The organism is Enterobacter hormaechei subsp. xiangfangensis, from assembly GCF_001729785.1.
GTDB classification, from domain to species: Bacteria; Pseudomonadota; Gammaproteobacteria; order Enterobacterales; family Enterobacteriaceae; genus Enterobacter; species Enterobacter hormaechei_C.
In genome coordinates, this window is the sequence record NZ_CP017183.1 from 4,012,806 (window position 1) to 4,030,846 (window position 18,041).

Annotated in this window: 13 protein-coding genes and 1 other RNA gene; 2 read left to right on the forward strand and 12 right to left on the reverse strand. The window is 55.8% G+C overall.

What is annotated here, in order from left to right:
- The first annotated feature begins 44 nt into the window (after nt 1–44).
- Complete coding sequence (locus tag BFV63_RS19145; protein ID WP_003862658.1) at nt 45–746, forward strand: pirin family protein; 702 nt, start codon at nt 45–47, stop codon at nt 744–746.
- A gap of 79 nt (nt 747–825) precedes the next feature.
- Here the strand turns inward: BFV63_RS19145 and BFV63_RS19150 are convergent, their stop codons facing one another.
- The 11 genes from BFV63_RS19150 to garL all read right to left on the reverse strand — a co-directional run bounded on the left by BFV63_RS19150 (nt 826) and on the right by garL (nt 14,620).
- Nucleotides 826–2,130: an L-cysteine desulfidase family protein gene (locus BFV63_RS19150; RefSeq protein WP_022651889.1), complete on the reverse strand. Its 1,305-nt coding sequence runs from the start codon at nt 2,128–2,130 to the stop codon at nt 826–828.
- A gap of 20 nt (nt 2,131–2,150) precedes the next feature.
- A complete protein-coding gene (locus BFV63_RS19155; RefSeq protein WP_022649483.1) occupies nt 2,151–3,482 on the reverse strand; it encodes an SLC5/6 family protein in 1,332 nt (443 codons plus the stop codon).
- 274 nt (nt 3,483–3,756) lie between these two features.
- Nucleotides 3,757–6,051 (reverse strand): formate C-acetyltransferase, encoded by a 2,295-nt coding sequence (gene pflB / locus BFV63_RS19160; RefSeq protein ID WP_048241762.1) that lies wholly within the window; start codon nt 6,049–6,051, stop codon nt 3,757–3,759.
- 15 nt (nt 6,052–6,066) lie between these two features.
- Nucleotides 6,067–7,275 (reverse strand): propionate kinase, encoded by a 1,209-nt coding sequence (gene tdcD / locus BFV63_RS19165; RefSeq protein WP_048241758.1) that lies wholly within the window; start codon nt 7,273–7,275, stop codon nt 6,067–6,069.
- Nucleotides 7,276–7,305: 30 nt separating this feature from the next.
- Nucleotides 7,306–8,637: a threonine/serine transporter TdcC gene (gene tdcC / locus BFV63_RS19170; protein ID WP_003862666.1), complete on the reverse strand. Its 1,332-nt coding sequence runs from the start codon at nt 8,635–8,637 to the stop codon at nt 7,306–7,308.
- A gap of 10 nt (nt 8,638–8,647) precedes the next feature.
- Nucleotides 8,648–9,637 carry a bifunctional threonine ammonia-lyase/L-serine ammonia-lyase TdcB gene (tdcB, locus tag BFV63_RS19175; protein ID WP_022651901.1) on the reverse strand — a complete coding sequence of 330 codons (990 nt, stop codon included), beginning with the start codon at nt 9,635–9,637 and terminating at the stop codon, nt 8,648–8,650.
- Between the two features lie 96 nt (nt 9,638–9,733).
- On the reverse strand, nt 9,734–10,654 hold the full coding sequence (gene tdcA, locus BFV63_RS19180; protein ID WP_003862670.1) for a transcriptional regulator TdcA: 921 nt from the start codon (nt 10,652–10,654) through the stop codon (nt 9,734–9,736).
- Between the two features lie 672 nt (nt 10,655–11,326).
- Nucleotides 11,327–11,703, reverse strand: an RNA gene (gene rnpB, locus BFV63_RS19185) — RNase P RNA component class A.
- A 32-nt stretch (nt 11,704–11,735) separates the two neighbouring features.
- The gene (gene garK / locus BFV63_RS19190) at nt 11,736–12,881 is read right to left on the reverse strand and encodes a glycerate 2-kinase (protein WP_032660434.1); all 1,146 of its coding nucleotides are present in this window, start codon (nt 12,879–12,881) and stop codon (nt 11,736–11,738) included.
- A 56-nt stretch (nt 12,882–12,937) separates the two neighbouring features.
- Nucleotides 12,938–13,828 (reverse strand): 2-hydroxy-3-oxopropionate reductase, encoded by an 891-nt coding sequence (gene garR, locus BFV63_RS19195; protein ID WP_017382435.1) that lies wholly within the window; start codon nt 13,826–13,828, stop codon nt 12,938–12,940.
- A gap of 21 nt (nt 13,829–13,849) precedes the next feature.
- Nucleotides 13,850–14,620: a 2-dehydro-3-deoxyglucarate aldolase gene (gene garL, locus BFV63_RS19200; protein ID WP_003862676.1), complete on the reverse strand. Its 771-nt coding sequence runs from the start codon at nt 14,618–14,620 to the stop codon at nt 13,850–13,852.
- A gap of 367 nt (nt 14,621–14,987) precedes the next feature.
- Here garL and garD point away from each other — a divergent pair, with 367 nt between their 5' ends.
- Nucleotides 14,988–16,559, forward strand: a complete 1,572-nt coding sequence (garD, locus tag BFV63_RS19205; RefSeq protein WP_003862678.1) for a galactarate dehydratase — start codon at nt 14,988–14,990, stop codon at nt 16,557–16,559.
- 540 nt (nt 16,560–17,099) lie between these two features.
- Here the strand turns inward: garD and BFV63_RS19210 are convergent.
- Nucleotides 17,100–17,903 carry a DeoR family transcriptional regulator gene (locus BFV63_RS19210; protein WP_032607968.1) on the reverse strand — a complete coding sequence of 268 codons (804 nt, stop codon included), beginning with the start codon at nt 17,901–17,903 and terminating at the stop codon, nt 17,100–17,102.
- Nucleotides 17,904–18,041 lie beyond the last annotated feature (138 nt).

Consider the following 18,041-nt stretch of genomic DNA (forward strand, 5'->3'; position numbering starts at 1 on the left):
TCCATACCTTTACCATTGATTTAGTGTAAAGAGAGGTCAAGTTTATGATTACGACAAGAACAGCGAAACAGTGCGGACAAGCCGATTTCGGTTGGTTGCAGGCCCGCTACACCTTTTCCTTTGGACACTACTTTGACCCTAAACTCCTCGGTTACGCTTCACTGCGTGTATTGAATCAGGAAGTGCTCGCCCCGGGCGCGTCCTTCCAGCCGCGCACGTACCCGAAAGTCGATATCCTGAACCTGATCCTGGAAGGCGAGGCAGAATACCGCGATAGCGAGGGCAATCATGTCCAGGCGAAGGCTGGCGAGGCGCTGTTAATTTCTACTCAGCCAGGTATTAGCTACAGTGAGCATAACCTCAGCAAAGACAAAACGCTGACCCGCATGCAGCTGTGGCTGGATGCCTGTCCGGAGCGGGAAAATCCGCTGGTGCAAAAGATCGATCTGAAGGGCGATCAACAGCAGCTGATTGCCTCGCCAGACGGCAGCAAAGGCAGCTTGCAGTTGCGCCAGCAGGTGTGGCTGCATCATATCGAACTGAAAAAAGGTGAACAGGCGAGCTTCCAGCTTCATGGCCCGCGTGCCTATTTGCAGTCCATTCACGGAACGGTGCATGCGGTCACGCATACGGAAGAGAAAGAAGCGCTCACCTGCGGTGACGGGGCGTTTATTCGTGACGAAGCGAATATCACTCTGGTTGCCGATACGCCGCTGCGCGCGCTGTTGATTGATTTGCCGGTTTAAGATCAACACGCCCCTCGCTCGATCGGTTCCCTCTCCCTATGGGAGAGGGTTAGGGTGAGGGGTAACGGGTTGGATTAAATCACAACACCTTACTCGCCATAATCTCAATGATCTGCCGGTCCGTCGCCTGCATTGAGCGGCACGCCAGGGCGCACAGGTTAGAGATCGACTGTTCCACGTCGTGCGCCACAATCCCCTCGTTACCCGTCACCGCAGTATCATCCAGCGCCATCATCACGGCTTTCCAGGCGCTGGTGACGCTGGTCGAGACCTTCATTGCACAGCTGTTAGAAGCCCCATCGCAGATCATCCCGCTCACGTCGCCGATCATACTGCCGATCGCCATGGCAATGGTCTGGTAAGATCCGCCCATCAGCCACGCCATCCCCGCCGCTGCCCCCATTCCGGCGGTTGTCGCCGCGCACAACGCGGACAAGCGCGGAAGCTGGTAATGGATATAGATAGCCGACAGATGCGAGAGCATCAGCGCCCGCGCCAGCCGTTCGTCATCAGCCTGAACGTGCTCAGCCACCACCACTACCGGCATGGTGGCGGTGATGCCCTGATTCCCGGAACCCGAGTTGCTCATCGCTGGCAGCGTCGCGCCTCCCATGCGGGCATCCGAGGCTGCGCTGGTGCGGATAATAATGTCTGAACCCAGATCCTGCGCCATCCAGCCGCGTGCGCGCTGTTTATTGAGCGTCGCGCCAATATGCAGCCCCCAGTTGCCACGCAAACCTTCGCGGGAGAGCGCATCGTTCAGCCGCCCCGCATCGAGGATAAAGCGGATCGCGTCGAACGGCACCTGCTCCACAAACTCAAGGATCTGTGACAGCGTGGTGGTCGAGAGTACCGCCAGCGGATCGTCGTTGTTCTGGCTCTGACGATCGTCAAGCCTGAAGCACGTTTCGCCCTGACAAACTACCTCCACCACGCGAGTGTGCCCGCCAGCGATGGTCACCATCGCCGAGGATTCACCGGCGTAAACGCAGGCGCGTGAATAAAGGATCTCATCGCACGGCTCCTGCAATTTTACCTGCACCAGACCCGCGTTCAGCAATGCTTTGGCGCGCGTTAGCGCCTCGGCCGACGCGTCTTTCAACACCTCCAGCCCGGCGTGTGCATTACCGCCTGTCGCCCCCAGCGCGGCCGCGATGGGTAAACCGACCATACCGGTGCCGGGCACCGTTACGCCAAGCCCGTTTTTCATCAGGTTCGGCGATACCCACGCCTCGATACGCGTTACCTCACCGGAAAGCTGTCCGGCAGCCATCGCACACGCCAGCGCCAGCGAGACGGGTTCGGTACAGCCCAGCGCAGGCTTTACCTCTTCCTGCACGGCGCGAATAAAATGGTTCCATAAAGGATTAATTTGCTCAGACATCGTTACGACCTTATTTAACCTCATGAGAAGGCGAGGAAAGGAGAAACACAAAGCAGCAGCCCGGTAATTACGATAATTACCAGCGATACGCCTTTATATTTATGAAGTGCGGGCACTTTGTAGACCAGCCACGCCGGAATTAAGCAGCCCACCATCCCGAAAATAGGGCTACAGATGGAGGTGAAGCTCAGCACCGGCGCGTTTAATACAATCGCGCTCCAGGCCAGCAGGATGGCGAACAGCATAATTCCGCGCTGGACGGCATTTTCATTGATTTTTTCCGCCGGCATTTTGCGGCGCAGGATGTTCATCACGATGCCCTGCGTCGCCTCACGAAAGCCGAGATAGACGCCAAAGAACGCGGTCATCACGGCGAAAATGTTGAGGATCACGCTGACGATTTTGACCCAGCCCGCACCGTCACCGCTGATGAACTGTGCTGCGATTGCCAGGGCGGAAATATTCTGCTCGTAGGCTTTTACCGCCTCGTCGTGCCCCATCGCCAGCGTGAAGGAGACCGCGTAGAAAAAGACCGTCACAAACAGCACGCCAAAGGCGATATTCATTGCCCGCAGCGCTTTATGACGCGCCACCTCTACGGATTTTTCCCGTGAACGATAGGAAATCACCATCGGGCTTAAAGTCTGAATAAACAGAATGGAGGTTAAGGTGAAAGGCAGCGTAATAATGGCGTTTTTAATCAGCAGCCCCATCGGCGGCAGCATACCGACGTTGGCTAAATGCCAGAGGCCAATCATCGAAAGACCCAGCGCCGCCACTACAAATAATTTGGTCAGCACCATCAGGCTGGAGACTTTAAACAGCAGTTTTTCTCCGCGCGACGAGATGGCGACCAGAATGCAGATCAGGAATAAGCCGTAGAACGGATTTTCCGACAGCAAACCGTCGGTTACGCCGAAGGTGTGCAAATAGGAGGCGCTGTCGTTGGTGATAGCCGTGGAATAGACAAACATCCAGATCACCAGCATCACGAAATAAAGCGCACCCAATAAGATGCCCCAGTTTTTACCTAAATAACCGCTAATGACGCTCGGGTAATCTTTGCATTCCGGTGATTCCGCCAGCGTATTAATAAACAGGCGCTGGAACAGGTACATAGCCGGATAACCAATTATCGACGAGAGTAAAAACACCCACAGCCCCATTAACCCGACCTGCACCGGAAGAAAAACGATGCCCGCGCCGATAGCCATCCCGATACTCATGATGACCCAGCCCGTATCGGTGCTGTCAAATTTGATCGCCTCTCGCCATTCGCTTTCGCTCATTCCCGCCCGCCTTGCCGCAGGGGAATCACTCACAATCACACTGCTGTTTGTTGCCATATTCATTGGGCACTCGCTTATTTTGTAGGGTAACTGGTTGTTTTTATAAGGTTCCGACCGCCAGCGATTGCGAGTCAGAGGGTGCAGGTGTGAGTTATTGATATGGGGAGATCATATCCGGAGAGCGGGAGAAAAAAGTCACAAGTTTTATAGGGATTTCATAAGGCGCGAGGAAAATATTACTTCTGAACAGCAGAAAAGAGAGTGAGTTTTCTAAAATCGACCGAGTTCACAAAATTAAAAGCCTCCTCATTAGAGGAGGCTTAAGATGGAGCCTGCATTACATCGCCTGCGTAAACGTCCTCGAAATCACATCCTGCTGCTGCTCGCGCGTCAGAGCATTAAACCGCACCGCATAGCCTGAAACGCGGATCGTCAGGTTCGGATAGTTCTGCGGATGGGCGATGGCATCCAGCAGCATCTCCCTGTTCATCACGTTGACGTTCAGGTGCTGACCGCCCTCAATGGTCGCTTCGTGGTGGAAGTATCCGTCCAGCAGCCCGACAAGGTTGGTTTTGCGCACCGGCTCGTCCTTGCCCAGTGCCTGCGGCACGATGGAGAAGGTGTAGGAAATCCCGTCTTTGGCATAGGTGAACGGCAGCTTGGCGACCGAGGTTAACGACGCCACCGCCCCTTTTCTGTCGCGCCCGTGCATCGGGTTGGCGCCAGGCGCAAACGGCGTGCCGCCGCGACGTCCGTCCGGCGTGTTGCCGGTCTTCTGGCCGTAAACCACATTGGAGGTGATGGTCAGGATCGACTGCGTCGGTACCGCGTTGCGGTACGTCGGCAGCGCCTGGATTTTCTTCATAAAGCGCTCAACCAGATCGCAGGCGATACTGTCCACGCGATCGTCGTTGTTGCCGTACTGCGGATAGTCGCCTTCGATGATGAAATCGACCGCCAGACCAGTGTGGTCGCGTACCGGTTTTACCGTGGCGTATTTGATGGCCGACAGGGAATCCGCCGCCACCGACAGCCCGGCAATGCCGCAGGCCATGGTGCGGTAGACGTCCCGGTCGTGCAGCGCCATCAGCGAGGCTTCGTAGCTGTATTTATCATGCATATAGTGAATGAGATTCAGCGCGCTGATGTACTGTACCGCCAGCCAGTCCATGAAGTGATCGAGGCTCGCCATTACGGTGTCGTAATCCAGTACCTCATCCAGCAGCGGCTCGGTTTTCGGACCGACCTGGATCTTCAGCTTCTCATCCACCCCGCCGTTGATTGCGTACAGCAGCGTTTTCGCAAGGTTGGCGCGTGCGCCGAAGAACTGCATCTGCTTGCCGATCACCATCGGGCTGACGCAGCAGGCAATGGCGTAGTCGTCGCTGTTGAAGTCGGTGCGCATCAGATCGTCGTTCTCGTATTGCAGCGAGGAGGTGACGATCGACACCTGTGCGGCGTATTTCTTGAACGCGATCGGCAGTTTTTCGGACCAGAGGATCGTCAGGTTTGGCTCCGGCGCAGGCCCCATGGTGTGCAGGGTATGCAGGTAGCGGAAGCTGTTTTTAGTCACCAGCGTGCGCCCGTCCAGCCCCATGCCGCCAATCACTTCCGTGGCCCAGATCGGATCGCCGGAGAAGAGCGTGTCGAACTCCGGCGTGCGCAGGAAGCGCACCATGCGGATCTTCATGATGAAGTGGTCGATCAGCTCCTGGGCCTGCACCTCATTCAGCCTTCCTGCCTGCATGTCGCGTTCAATGTAGATATCGAGGAACGAGGCCGTGCGCCCCAGCGACATCGCCCCGCCGTTCTGGGATTTCACTGCGGCAAGGTAGGCAAAGTAGACCCACTGCACCGCTTCCTGCGCATTCATCGCCGGACGTGAAATGTCAAAGCCATAGTTCGCCGCCATCTGCTGGATCTGGAGCAACGCACGTTTATGCTCCGCCAGCTCCTCGCGCAGGCGGATCGTGGCCTCCAGTTCTTCTCCGCGCTCCAGTTTCCCCTGGAGATCGGCGAACTGAAGTTCACGCTCGCGCACCAGATAGCTGATGCCGTACAGCGCCACGCGGCGGTAGTCGCCGATGATGCGTCCGCGCCCGTAGCCGTCCGGCAGACCGGTCAGTACCCCCGATTTGCGGCAGCGCATCATCTCCGGGGAGTAAACGTCAAACACGCCCTGGTTGTGGGTTTTGCGCAGGTCTGTGAAGAGATATTCAAACTGCGGATCCATCTCGCGACCGTAGGCTTCGAACGAGCTGCGGATCATGTTGATCCCGCCGTACGGATGCAGGGCGCGCTTGAGCGGCTTGTCGGTTTGCAGGCCGACGATCGTCTCCAGCTCCTGATCAATATAGCCCGGCCCGTGCGCGGTAATGGTAGTGGCGATGTTGGTGTCGAAATCCACCGGAGCGTGGGTGGCATTCTCCTGACGAATGCCGACCATCACCTTCTGCCACAGCGCCGTCGTTGCTGGCGTCGCCTGCGCGAGGAAAGCTTCATCGCCTTCATAAGGGGTGTAGTTATGCTGAATAAAATCGCGCACGTTGATGGCGTTTTTCCATTCTTCACCACGAAACCCGGCCCATGCGTCGCTGTAAGGCGCGACGCCCGTATCGATTGTTACTTTCATCAGATTCTCGCTTTATCAGGCGTAAGCCGCAGCCGGAGTAACCTTCCCAAGACGGAGGGCGTCCAGCGCGACCATTTTTTCTTCATTGGTAGGGATCACCGCGCAGGCCGCGCGGGACGACTCGGTGGAGATCACGCGCTCGCCCGCGCTGCCCGGCAGGGCATTTTTGGACTCGTCGAGGATGATGCCAAACACCTTCAGATGCTCCGCCACCAGCGCGCGGATAAGCACGGAGTTCTCACCGATCCCGCCGGTAAACACCACGCCATCCAGACGGTGCAGGGACGCGGCATGACCGGCGATATGCCGCGCAATCCGGTGGACAAAGGTCTTTATTGCCAGCCGCGCCCGCTCGTTGCCGTCATGCCAGGCTTTCTCCAGCGCGCGCAAATCGGAGGAGATACCGGAGATCCCCAGCAGCCCGGACTCTTTGTTGACCACGCGCTCCAGATCCTCGAACGACTGGCCGGTCTGCCGGGCAATCCACGCCATCGCGCCAAAATCCACGTCTCCGCAGCGCGTGCCCATCACCAGTCCTTCAAGCGGCGTCATCCCCATGGACGTGTCCACGCTTACGCCGTTACGCACCGCGCAGATGGACGCCCCGTTGCCGAGATGGGCAATCACCAGGCCGCTGTCATCGGGAGAGAGCCCGAAAAGCGCGTGCGCCTGCGCCGACACATAGCGGTGAGAGGTGCCATGGAAACCGTAGCGGCGCACGCCCAGCTCTTCAAAATAGCGGTACGGCAAGCCGTACAGATACGCCTGCGGCGGCATGGTCTGGTGGAAGCTGGTATCAAATACCGCCACCTGCTGCACGCCGGGGAACAGGCGCTCGGCGGCTTCCACGCCGCTCAGGTTGGCGTAGTTATGCAGCGGCGCCAGCGGGGAGACCTGGCGGATCTGCGCCATCACCTCTTCCGTGATCAGGGTCGACTCGCTGAAGAGGTCACCGCCGTGGGCAATGCGATGGCCAATCAAAGCCACGCTGCCCATCAGGTTGCGTTTCTCCAGCTCCAGGGCGATGGCAGCCAGCGCCCCTTCGTAGTTCTGGTGAGCCAGTCTGACCGGCTCACCCCCATTCACGGAAATAAAGGCTTTTTCTGTGTTGATGCCGTCCGCAATGCCCGTCATCAGGGCATCGCAGCTTGCGGCGTCCAGCACCGAGAACTTAACAGAGGACGATCCGCAGTTAATGACCAGTACTACCGGAAACTCAATCATGGTATGGCTCCGCTCTTCCTGAGCTTTGGTTTAAAACAGTTTGTACACGATGTTCAGAATGGTCAGCAGGCCGACCACGGTTACGAAGATGTTCTCGGTCCGGCCTTTGTATTTCGCCAGCGCCGGTGCCTTGCGGATGGCGTACATCGGCAGCAGGCACAGCAGAGAGGCGATAATTGGCGCGCCCATGGCTTCAATGAGGTCCAGAATGTTCGGGTTGGCGTAGGCCACAATCCAGGTGGAGCCCATGATGAAGACCATGCTGATGGTGTTCAGCTTGCCGACGGAGACGTTCTTCTTGTCGCCCTTGTAGCCGAACTTGATGATCAGGCCGTTCAGCCCCTCCAGCGTGCCCAGATAGTGGCCGAAGAAGGATTTAAAGATAGCGACCAGCGCGATGATGGACGCGCCGTACTCCAGCACGGTGGCGAACGTGGATTTACTGCCTGACATCGACGCAAAGTGGTTCGCCAGGTAAGAGAGCACCGGAATGTTCTGCGCTTTGGCGTCCGCCATGTTCTGCGGAGAGAGTGTAAACAAGCAGCTAAAGGCGAAGAACATCACCACCGCCACCATCAGCAGGCTGGCGCGACCGATGATTTTGGAACATTTCTGCTCGGTAAACTCTTTCCCGAACTCCGGTTCGTACTCTTCGCGCTTGGAGACCACAAACGAGGAGACGATAGGCGAGAAGTTGAAGGAGAAGACCATGATGGAGATCCCCAGCCACACCGTGACCAGAATGCCGTCATGACCGGTGAAGGCGATATCGCTCAGGTTAACCTGGTCGATCACCGCCGAGTTCCAGTACGGGATCAGCGAGAGAGAAATCAACACCAGGCTGGCGATGAACGGGAACACCAGGTAGCTCATCACTTTCACCATCAGGTCTTTACCGAACCAGATAACAAAGGCCATCAGCAGCAGCAGGAACAGCGCCACCACGCCGCGGTTCAGGGCGGGCATCTGGAGCTGGTTTTCCCAGAAGGTCATAAAGGTGTTGGTAATGGTGACGCCGTAAATCCACAGCAGCGGGCAAATGGCAAAGAAGTAGAGGAAGGTGATTACCACCCCGCCGGTCTTACCAAAATGCTCCTCCACCGTTTCGGTGATGTTGCCGGAGACGTTACTGCCGGACAAACACAGACGCGCCAGCGCGCGGTGGCAGTAAAAGGCAATCGGGAACGCGAGTACCAGCATCAGCAGGATGGGGATCAAGCCGCCAAAGCCTGCACGGATAGGGAAGAACAGCACGCCTGCGCCAATGGCGGTACCAAACAGGCCGAGCGTCCAGGTGGTATCAGATTTACGCCAGGAGGACGTTTTTGTCTGGCCAACGATAATGCTTTCTGTGTTGCTCATAAATCATCCTTTATGCGTCAACGAAGCCGGTAATTTGGGAAACACGGGAGAGATCGATATTGCCGCCGGAAATAATGCAGACGGTTTTACGGCCCTGGATATAGTGGTCCAGCTTGCCGCTTAATAACGCCGCGCACGCCAGTGCGCCAGCACCTTCCGTGACCACTTTATTTCGCTGAATAAGCGCGATCATGCTGTTGCGAATCTCGTCTTCGCTGACCAGCACAATGTCATCGACTAATTCACGAACAATTTCGAAGGTTAAATTACCCGGGCGAGACACATCGCAACCGTCTGCTAATGTGCCGGTAATGCGGTGGTTCGTTATTTCACCGGCCTGATACGATGCCGCCATTCCGTGCACGTTTTCAGACTGCACGCCGATAATATTGATAGTTGGGTTGATGGATTTAATTGCTGTCGCAATACCGGCAATTAAACCGCCGCCGCCGATGGGGACAATCACGTTATCCACGTCATATAAATCTTCGAGGATTTCCAGGCCGATGGTGCCCTGACCGGCGATCACTTTCGGATCGTCGTAAGGCGGGATAAAAATGCGCCCTTCCATCTCGACGATTTCGCTCACTTTGGCGATGGTGTCGTTAAAGTTCTCGCCGTGTAGCACCACTTCGGCAGAGTAGTCGCGCGTGGCGGCAACCTTGGATTTCGGCGCGCCCATCGGCATCACTACTTTGCCGTCGATGCCGAGCATGGCGCAGGAGAGAGAGACCCCCTGCGCGTGGTTCCCTGCGGAACAGGCCACCACGCCCTTGCGTTTTTCCGCATCGGTCAGCGAGCTTAATTTATTAAACGCCCCACGTATTTTAAACGAACCGGTACGCTGCATATTTTCAAATTTCAGGAATATCTCACCCTTACACCGTTCGCTCAGATAATTTGAGCGCGGCATACCGGTTTTATAGATCTTTCCCGCCAGTCTTTTTCTGGCGTCCTGAATATCTTCAATGGTCACCGGGAGATCGTAAGTAATGTGCATAATATCCTCGTTATAATAATTCATTGTTTTCAGGCAAAGTCAGGGTAACAGAGCGTTAAAAAGCGTCGCTCCGGGTGTTTTAAATCATCATTATTTCTATCGTCGTTTTTCGGTATTCATCGACGAATATTGTTTTGCCAGTTCAACTAATACTGACGCCGATTTTTTAATACTGTAATTTTTTGACCACACGGCGGCATAACGCGCCACGGGTAATTCATCTTCCACCGGCAGGACAATGAACTGGTCCGAGCCGAATGGCGCAATCATGTCACGGGGGATCACCGTCAGGTAATCGGCATTGAGGACAAGGTTATAGATGGTGACGACGGAATCGGTCTGGACGATGTTTTCAATGCTGATGTGGTTGTCTTGCAGGGTGGTCAGAAGTTCGTTGTAGTAGCCCATATCGGTTTGCGGCATCACCCACTGCTCGTGCGTGAGCGATGCCAGTCTGGTCGGGCCGGTGCACGTTCGTGATTTACTCGCCACCAGCACAAACTCGGATTCAAACAGTGGCTCAACGTGAAGATCCTGAAGCTGCATCCCGTCGCTCAGCGTGCCGATGGCGAAATCCAGCCGGCCATCGCGAATGGCGGGCAGGAATGAAGAGAGCTGCGCTTCATACATTGAGACACGCGCTTTCGGGAACACTTCCTTGAATTTTTTGATCATCCCGGACAGGAAGGTGAAGCCAATTAGCGACGGATAGCCGAAGGAGACGTCCATGACGGTACTGAAACTGAGGCTGTTGATCTCGCTCACCATGTTTTTCATTTCGCGGGTGATCGACTCAGCGTAGGACAGCAGCACCTGACCGGCGGCAGTGAGTTTTACGCCGGTGTTCTTACGCACCATCACTTCCACCCCAAAGTAGGATTCGATGTCGCTGATGATTTTGCTGACGGCAGGTTGCGTCAGCCCCAGTTGTCTTGCAGCAGAACCTATGGAGCCACTTTTGATGACTTCCTGAAATACCACGAGGTGCTGAGTTTTCGGTAGAATAATAGTATTCATAATATTCTGCGCTTATTTCCCTATGACGCAGCGGATTCTACCCAATATTGTTTCAGGGGGTATGTGCTGTTACTCACAATTTGCCAGGACGCTCTGTTTTCAGTCGCACCAGAAAACTATTTATATCTTTATAAATCAAAGATTTATCACAATAAAAATACGCATTTACGCTGACATTGATCAATAAAAAACGCGGTAATAAATTTATTTTATGGCAATAACCAGCGTGAATTTTTTTGCCTTAAAAATATTAATAAAGGCTATCTTTCAGGCAATTAAAGATTAATAAAACACCATTATTCCTTTAAAACATTTTTGTGGTTTATCAACTTTACCAGGAGTATTTATTCACTTTCCGGTTAAAGAGTGGGATATATCACACATTCAACTGAAGAATGTTTTTAGATTCAATATTAAATTATCAAATGAATAACATTCGGCATCACTGACTAAACATTTACAACATCTGCTCAACACTAAATTTTTCTAATTTTATAGCGTTAAATTTTGTGATTACGATCATGCGCAGCAGATGAGAGGAACACGCAGCCGAACAAATAGTGAAACGTGCTTAGCGTCGCAAAATTGAGAATTGATGTCGTTTGGCGCTTCGCTTACCCGACCTGCAACCTTCAGAAAGCAAAAACCCCGCCGAAGCGGGGTTTCGTAAGAAGTTGAAGCTGACCGATAAGCCGGGTTCTGTCGTGGACAGTCATTCATCTAGGCCAGCAATCGCTCACTGGCTCAAGCAGCCTACCCGGGTTCAGTACGGGCCGTACCATGTGAACCCCTATTTGGCCTTGCTCCGGGTGGAGTTTACCGTGCCACGGACTGTTACCAGCCGCGCGGTGCGCTCTTACCGCACCCTTTCACCCTTACCTGATCCCGCTTGCGCGGGCCATCGGCGGTTTGCTCTCTGTTGCACTGGTCGTGGGTTTCCCCCCCAGGCGTTACCTGGCACCCTGCCCTGTGGAGCCCGGACTTTCCTCCCCTCCGCCCGTCTCCCCCGAAAGGGACGACGACGAAGCGGCGACTGTCTGGTCAGCTTCGGCGCGCAGTATAGAGGGTTTGCGCGTCGCTGTCACCCCTGGCTACGCATGCCTACCTGCAATGTGGCCGCGATATTCCGCGAGGCGCGGTAAATGTTGTCATACGCGCCCTGGAACGCCTCTTCCAGTGAGCCGATGCGGGTCAGTACGCTGAACACCGCATCGATGCCGTACTGATGCACCACACCCACATCCTGCGTCAGACTTCCGGCAATCCCGATCACCGGCTTATGGTATTTTTTGGCGACGCTCGCCACGCCGACGGGCACTTTGCCATTTATGCTCTGGCTGTCGATGCGCCCTTCCCCCGTCAGCACCCACGTGCAGTCGTGAATATGTTCTTCAAGATTGAGCGCCTGAGTGACAATCTCAATGCCGCTTTTCAGCTCAGCGCCCAGGAAGGCCATCAGCGCCGCGCCCATGCCGCCCGCGGCGCCAGCCCCTGGAACCCGGTTGACGTCAATGCGCAGCGTTTTTTTGATCACTTCGGCATAGTGGCTAAGACTGGCGTCGAGTTCGAGGATCATCTCCTCCGTGGCGCCTTTTTGCGGTCCAAAGATACGCGACGCGCCGCTTTCACCGACCAGCGGATTCGTCACGTCACAGGCGACACGGATTGCGCACCCCTGAAGACGCGGATCGAGATCCGAAATATCAATCCGGTTAAGCGCCATCAGGCTGCCGCCGCCGTAGCCGATCTCCGTCCCGTTCGCATCCGTAAACTTCGCGCCCAGCGCCTGCATCATGCCTGCGCCCCCATCGTTGGTTGCGCTCCCGCCGATACCGATAATGATGTTGCGCGCGCCTTTATCCAGCGCGCGGAGGATCAGCTCCCCCGTCCCGCGCGACGTCGTGACCAGCGGGTTACGCTGCGCGGGAGGAACAAGCACCAGGCCGCTGGCGGCGGCCATCTCGATAAACGCGGTGGTACCATCGCCCGAGATCCCCCAGCAGGCCTTCACCTTTTCCCCTAACGGGCCGGTGACGACAGCCTGCTGCCAGGTGCCATGCGTCGCAGCGATCATCGCTTCAACCGTACCTTCTCCGCCGTCAGCAACGGGAACAGACACGTAATGAGCGTCGGGGAAAATTTCCCGAAATCCTTTTTCTATCGCCTGCGCCACCTCAGTGGCAGACAGGCTTTCTTTATAAGAGTCTGGCGCGATTACGATTTTCATAGTTGTATGCCTGAGCCGTAGGCCCGGTAAGCGTAACGCCACCGGGCAGGACGTCATTAGCGAGCAATTTCAACCTTCGCCAGCTTTTCGTAATAGCACGCTAACGCGCTGTGATCGGCGGTGCCCAGACCATCCGCACGCAGCGCCTGCATCATCTCCATGACGGCGGCAGTCAGCGGCAGCTGCGCCCCCACGCCGTGGGAGGTATCCAGCGCATTCGCCAGATCCTTAATGTGAAGATCGATGCGGAAGCCCGGCCTGAAGTTACGATCCATCACCATCGGCGCCTTGGCATCCAGCACGGTACTGCCCGCCAGACCACCGCGAATGGCCTGATAGACCAGATCCGGATTAACGCCCGCTTTGGTGGCCAGCGTTAGCGCCTCCGACATAGCCGCGATGTTCAACGCCACAATCACCTGGTTTGCCAGCTTGGTGACGTTGCCTGCGCCAATTTCACCGGTGTGCACAACGGAGCCGGCCATGGCTTTCATCAGGTCGTAGTATTTGTCAAACACGGCTTTATCGCCCCCCACCATCACCGACAGGGTGCCGTCGATGGCTTTCGGTTCGCCGCCGCTGACCGGCGCATCCAGCATCTCCACGCCCTTCGCTTTCAGCGCCTCGCTGATTTCGCGGCTTGCCAGCGGTGCGATAGAACTCATGTCGATCACCACCAGACCCGGCTTCGCGCCGTCGATAATGCCGTTCTCACCCAGCGCCACCTCTTTCACGTGCGGTGAGTTTGGCAGCATGGTGATAATCACGTCGCACTGCTCAGCAATTGCTTTTGCGGTTGTCGCCGTTTCTGCGCCAGCCGCAATCACCTCTGCCACCGCGTCTGAATTACGATCTAAAACCACCAGTGAGTAACCTGCTTTGATGAGGTTTTTGCTCATTGGTTTGCCCATGATACCCAGGCCAATAAAACCCACTTTCAGCGTCATAATCTGTTTCCTCAATGATGGTTATTTTTTAAAAGCGTCCGCTAATTTCTGCGTGGCGGCGCGGAATACGCCGAGGTCGCTGCCGACGGCAACAAACGTTGCGCCCCATTCCAGGTAACGGCGGGCATCGGCTTCCACTGGCGCCAGAATGCCGCACGGTTTACCGTGCGCTTTGGCACGGGCAAAAATGTGCTGAATTGCGCGCTGCACATCCGGATGGCTGGCGTTACCCAGATGACCAAAGGCGGCCGCCAGATCGCTCGGGCCGACGAAAATGCCGTCGACGCCCTCCGTCGCGGCAATAGCGTCGACGTTATCGACCCCCTGCTGGCTCTCGATCTGAACCAGAATGGTGATGTTCTTGTTGGACTGGGCGAAATAGTCCGGCACGGTGCCAAACATGTTGGCGCGGTGCGAGACGGACACGCCGCGGATCCCTTCCGGTGGATAGCGGGTCGCCGCCACGGCCAGCACCGCTTCTTCTTCCGTTTCAACAAACGGGATCAGGAAGTTGTAGAAGCCGATATCCAGCAGACGCTTGATGATCACCGGCTCGTTGGTGGGCACACGCACCACCGGCGCGCTGTGGCTGCCTTTCAGCGCCATCAGCTGCGGAATAAACGTGTTGATATCGTTTGGCGCATGTTCGCCGTCCAGCACCAGCCAGTCGAACCCGGCCAGGCCCAGCACTTCGGTGCTGATGGGGTTGGCCAGCGCAGACCAGCAGCCAATCTGAATCTGGTGCGCCGCGAGGGCCGCTTTAAATTTATTCGGGAAGATGTCGTTACTCATTACTTATACCTTTTTTAATTCCGCAGTTTTAGCCAGTAACTTTTCTTATTTATTCCGACTCAGCGTCAGCGTTATATTTATTTTCCTGACTGAATTTTGGCGTTATAAAATCGTCATTCAGTATAATCGTCACCACCCGGCAGCACATTGTCTCAATGCTCAATTATCCAGCGGGAGTAACACGCTATTTTGAGCATTTGCCCAATGCAGTGGGCGCTGATGCACAGAATCAACGATTAGTGTTTCGGGAGCGATCGCGATCACATTCTCACTTTTCCTCTCCTGACATTCTTTATTTCCTCAATAAGGAACGATTAACCATCTGGCTATATTTAGTATCAGATATTTTGCTGGAGAAGAGTGAACAATGGCCGATATTGAAATTCGACAGGCGTCGCCGACGGCGTTCTATATAAAAGTGCACGATACTGATAACGTGGCGATTATTGTCAACGACAATGGCTTAAAAGCTGGCACCCGCTTTCCGGATGGCCTGGAGCTGATTGAGCACATTCCGCAGGGGCATAAAGTCGCACTGGTCGATATCCCGGCTCACGGTGAAATCGTGCGCTACGGCGAAGTCATCGGCTATGCGGTGCGCGCTATCCCGCAGGGTAGCTGGATTGAGGAGTCGCTGGTTGAGCTGCCCACCGCCCCGCCGCTGGAGACGTTGCCGCTGGCTACCCGCGTCCCTGAGCCGTTGCCTCCGCTGGAGGGTTATACCTTCGAAGGTTACCGCAATGCGGATGGCAGCGTGGGAACCAAAAACCTGCTTGGCATCACCACCAGCGTGCATTGCGTGGCGGGCGTAGTGGATTACGTTGTGAAAATTATTGAGCGCGATCTGTTGCCGAAATACCCCAACGTTGACGGCGTGGTGGGTCTTAACCACCTGTACGGCTGCGGCGTGGCGATCAACGCGCCGGCAGCGGTCGTGCCGATCCGTACGATTCACAATATCGCCCTTAACCCAAACTTTGGCGGTGAGGTAATGGTGATTGGTCTCGGCTGTGAAAAATTGCAGCCAGAACGCCTGTTGCAGGGTACTGAGGATGTGAAAGCCATTCCGGTTGACGATGCCAGTGTTGTGCGTCTTCAGGATGAACACCATGTCGGCTTCAGATCGATGGTCGACGACATTTTACAGGTGGCAGAGCGCCATCTGGAGAAGTTGAACAAACGCCAGCGTGAAACCTGCCCGGCCTCTGAACTGGTCGTTGGGACACAGTGTGGCGGCAGCGATGCGTTTTCCGGCGTCACCGCTAACCCGGCGGTAGGTTATGCCTCCGATCTGTTCGTGCGCTGCGGCGCCACGGTGATGTTCTCCGAAGTCACCGAAGTACGTGATGCTATCCACCTGCTCACGCCGCGCGCCGTCAACGAAGAGGTGGGCAAACGCCTGCTGGAGGAAATGGCCTGGTACGATAACTATCTCGACATGGGCAAAACTGACCGCAGCGCCAACCCGTCTCCGGGTAACAAGAAAGGCGGCCTCGCGAACGTGGTGGAAAAGGCCCTCGGGTCGATTGCCAAATCCGGCCAGAGCGCGATTGTGGAAGTGCTCTCCCCTGGCCAGCGACCAACCAAACGCGGCCTGATTTACGCGGCAACGCCTGCCAGTGATTTCGTTTGCGGCACCCAGCAGGTGGCTTCCGGCATTACGGTACAGGTCTTTACCACCGGGCGCGGCACGCCGTACGGCCTGATGGCGGTACCGGTGATCAAAATGGCGACCCGCACCGAGCTGGCAAACCGCTGGTATGACTTAATGGATATCAACGCGGGCACCATCGCCACCGGGGAAGAGAGTATTGAAGAGGTGGGCTGGAAGCTGTTCCACTTCATTCTGGATGTGGCAAGCGGGCGGAAGAAAACCTTCTCCGATCAATGGGGATTGCATAACTCGCTGGCGGTGTTTAACCCGGCGCCGGTGACGTGATTGTCCCTCACCCTGCCCCCTCCCCACCGGGGAGAGGGTAAAAAACCGCACCGAGCAGTCCCCTCTCCCCTATGGGGAGAGGGTTCCCCACAAAATAATGCCTGCACAGACGGCCCCCTCTCCCTTGAGGGAGAGGGCTGGGGTGAGGGGAAACATACGGCTCTGGTGGTCATTCCGTTCACTTTATGTTCCTTGCTACTCTGTCACGACATGACCGGTGAACGTGCCAGGGTGGCTCAGTCGCCACCACCCTGGCGACCCGGGCTTCCGGCGGAAAATCGCCGCTTCGCGGTGCCTTCGGCTTATTCCTTCCGGCTTATCGGGGACGGGCGGAGGTAACATCCCTGTAAAGCCCGCCCTCTCGGCGCATCCCTGCGCCTCGCCCCGGCCTACAGGAAACGCCTCAGCGATTTACAGCCGGACCGAGGCATCGCTGAAAGCCCTCAGTTATTCTGAGGCAACGTTATAGTTTTTGCTTTCAAATTACTGGGGAACCCTCTCCCCTATGGGGAGAGGGTTAGGGTGAGGGGAAAAGCCTCTTTAGACCAGCACCACATCGATCCCGCTTTTGCGTAACCCTTCCAGGCTTTCCGCAGGAATGCCTTCATCAACGATAATCATGTCGATTCGATGGGTATCAATAATTTTATGCAGGCTTGAACGATTAAACTTGCTGGAGTCCGTGACAACGATAATACGCTCCGCCACCTCGCACATTTTGCGGTTCAGACGGGCTTCATCCTCGTTATGCGTACTCACCCCCCGGTCGAGATCGATGGCATCGACGCCCAGAAACAGCAGGTCAAAATGGTAATTCTGTAAGGACTGCTCCGCCTGGTCGCCGTAGAAGGACTGTGACTGACGGCGCAAATGCCCGCCGGTCATCAGCAGCTCTACGCCTTCCGCTTCCAGCAGCGCGTTTGCCACGTTCATCCCGTTGGTCATGGCAATGACATCGGTGTGCTGGCGCAGCATGCGGGCAATTTCAAAGGTCGTGGTGCCGGAGTCCAGAATAATGCGGTGACCCGGCTTCACCAGTTCAACCGCCGCCTGCGCGATGCTGCGCTTCACTGCCGTATTAAGGGAACTTTTGTCCTCAACGGATGGCTCCACGCCGGGGGCATTGCCTTCGCAAATCAGCGCGCCGCCGTAAGCGCGAACGGCAATCCCCTGCTTTTCCAGAAAGGCCAGATCGTTACGGATCGTCACCGTCGACACGCCGAATAAAAGAGAAAGATCGTTAACCTGCACGCTTCCCTGCGCCCGCAACCGCTGAATGATCTGCTCTCGCCTTTCACTGGTGCCGGTGATGCGCTTCTCTGCGGATGAATCGGTGCTGCTCATACGAGCTCCTTAGTAAATAAACTTTCGTTTCATTTCGTTTTTCTTATTAACGCCTTTCTTTTGAGGGAATGCAAGCCCTGTATGGTAGGTGGACGCAAGCTTAATCGCCGCTGAAACCTTTCATTATGTTTCTTTTGT

Coding starts and splice junctions, on each gene's coding strand:
- garL (WP_003862676.1), bottom strand. CDS start 14,620: ATGAGTAACGACATCTTCCCGAATAAATTTAAAGCGGCCCTCGCGGCG.
- garK (WP_032660434.1), bottom strand. CDS start 12,881: ATGAAAATCGTAATCGCGCCAGACTCTTATAAAGAAAGCCTGTCTGCC.
- tdcB (WP_022651901.1), bottom strand. CDS start 9,637: ATGCACATTACTTACGATCTCCCGGTGACCATTGAAGATATTCAGGAC.
- BFV63_RS19155 (WP_022649483.1), bottom strand. CDS start 3,482: ATGAATATGGCAACAAACAGCAGTGTGATTGTGAGTGATTCCCCTGCG.
- BFV63_RS19145 (WP_003862658.1), top strand. CDS start 45: ATGATTACGACAAGAACAGCGAAACAGTGCGGACAAGCCGATTTCGGT.
- tdcA (WP_003862670.1), bottom strand. CDS start 10,654: ATGAATACTATTATTCTACCGAAAACTCAGCACCTCGTGGTATTTCAG.
- garD (WP_003862678.1), top strand. CDS start 14,988: ATGGCCGATATTGAAATTCGACAGGCGTCGCCGACGGCGTTCTATATA.
- tdcD (WP_048241758.1), bottom strand. CDS start 7,275: ATGATTGAGTTTCCGGTAGTACTGGTCATTAACTGCGGATCGTCCTCT.
- garR (WP_017382435.1), bottom strand. CDS start 13,828: ATGACGCTGAAAGTGGGTTTTATTGGCCTGGGTATCATGGGCAAACCA.
- BFV63_RS19210 (WP_032607968.1), bottom strand. CDS start 17,903: ATGAGCAGCACCGATTCATCCGCAGAGAAGCGCATCACCGGCACCAGT.
- tdcC (WP_003862666.1), bottom strand. CDS start 8,637: ATGAGCAACACAGAAAGCATTATCGTTGGCCAGACAAAAACGTCCTCC.
- pflB (WP_048241762.1), bottom strand. CDS start 6,051: ATGAAAGTAACAATCGATACGGGCGTCGCGCCTTACAGCGACGCATGG.
- BFV63_RS19150 (WP_022651889.1), bottom strand. CDS start 2,130: ATGTCTGAGCAAATTAATCCTTTATGGAACCATTTTATTCGCGCCGTG.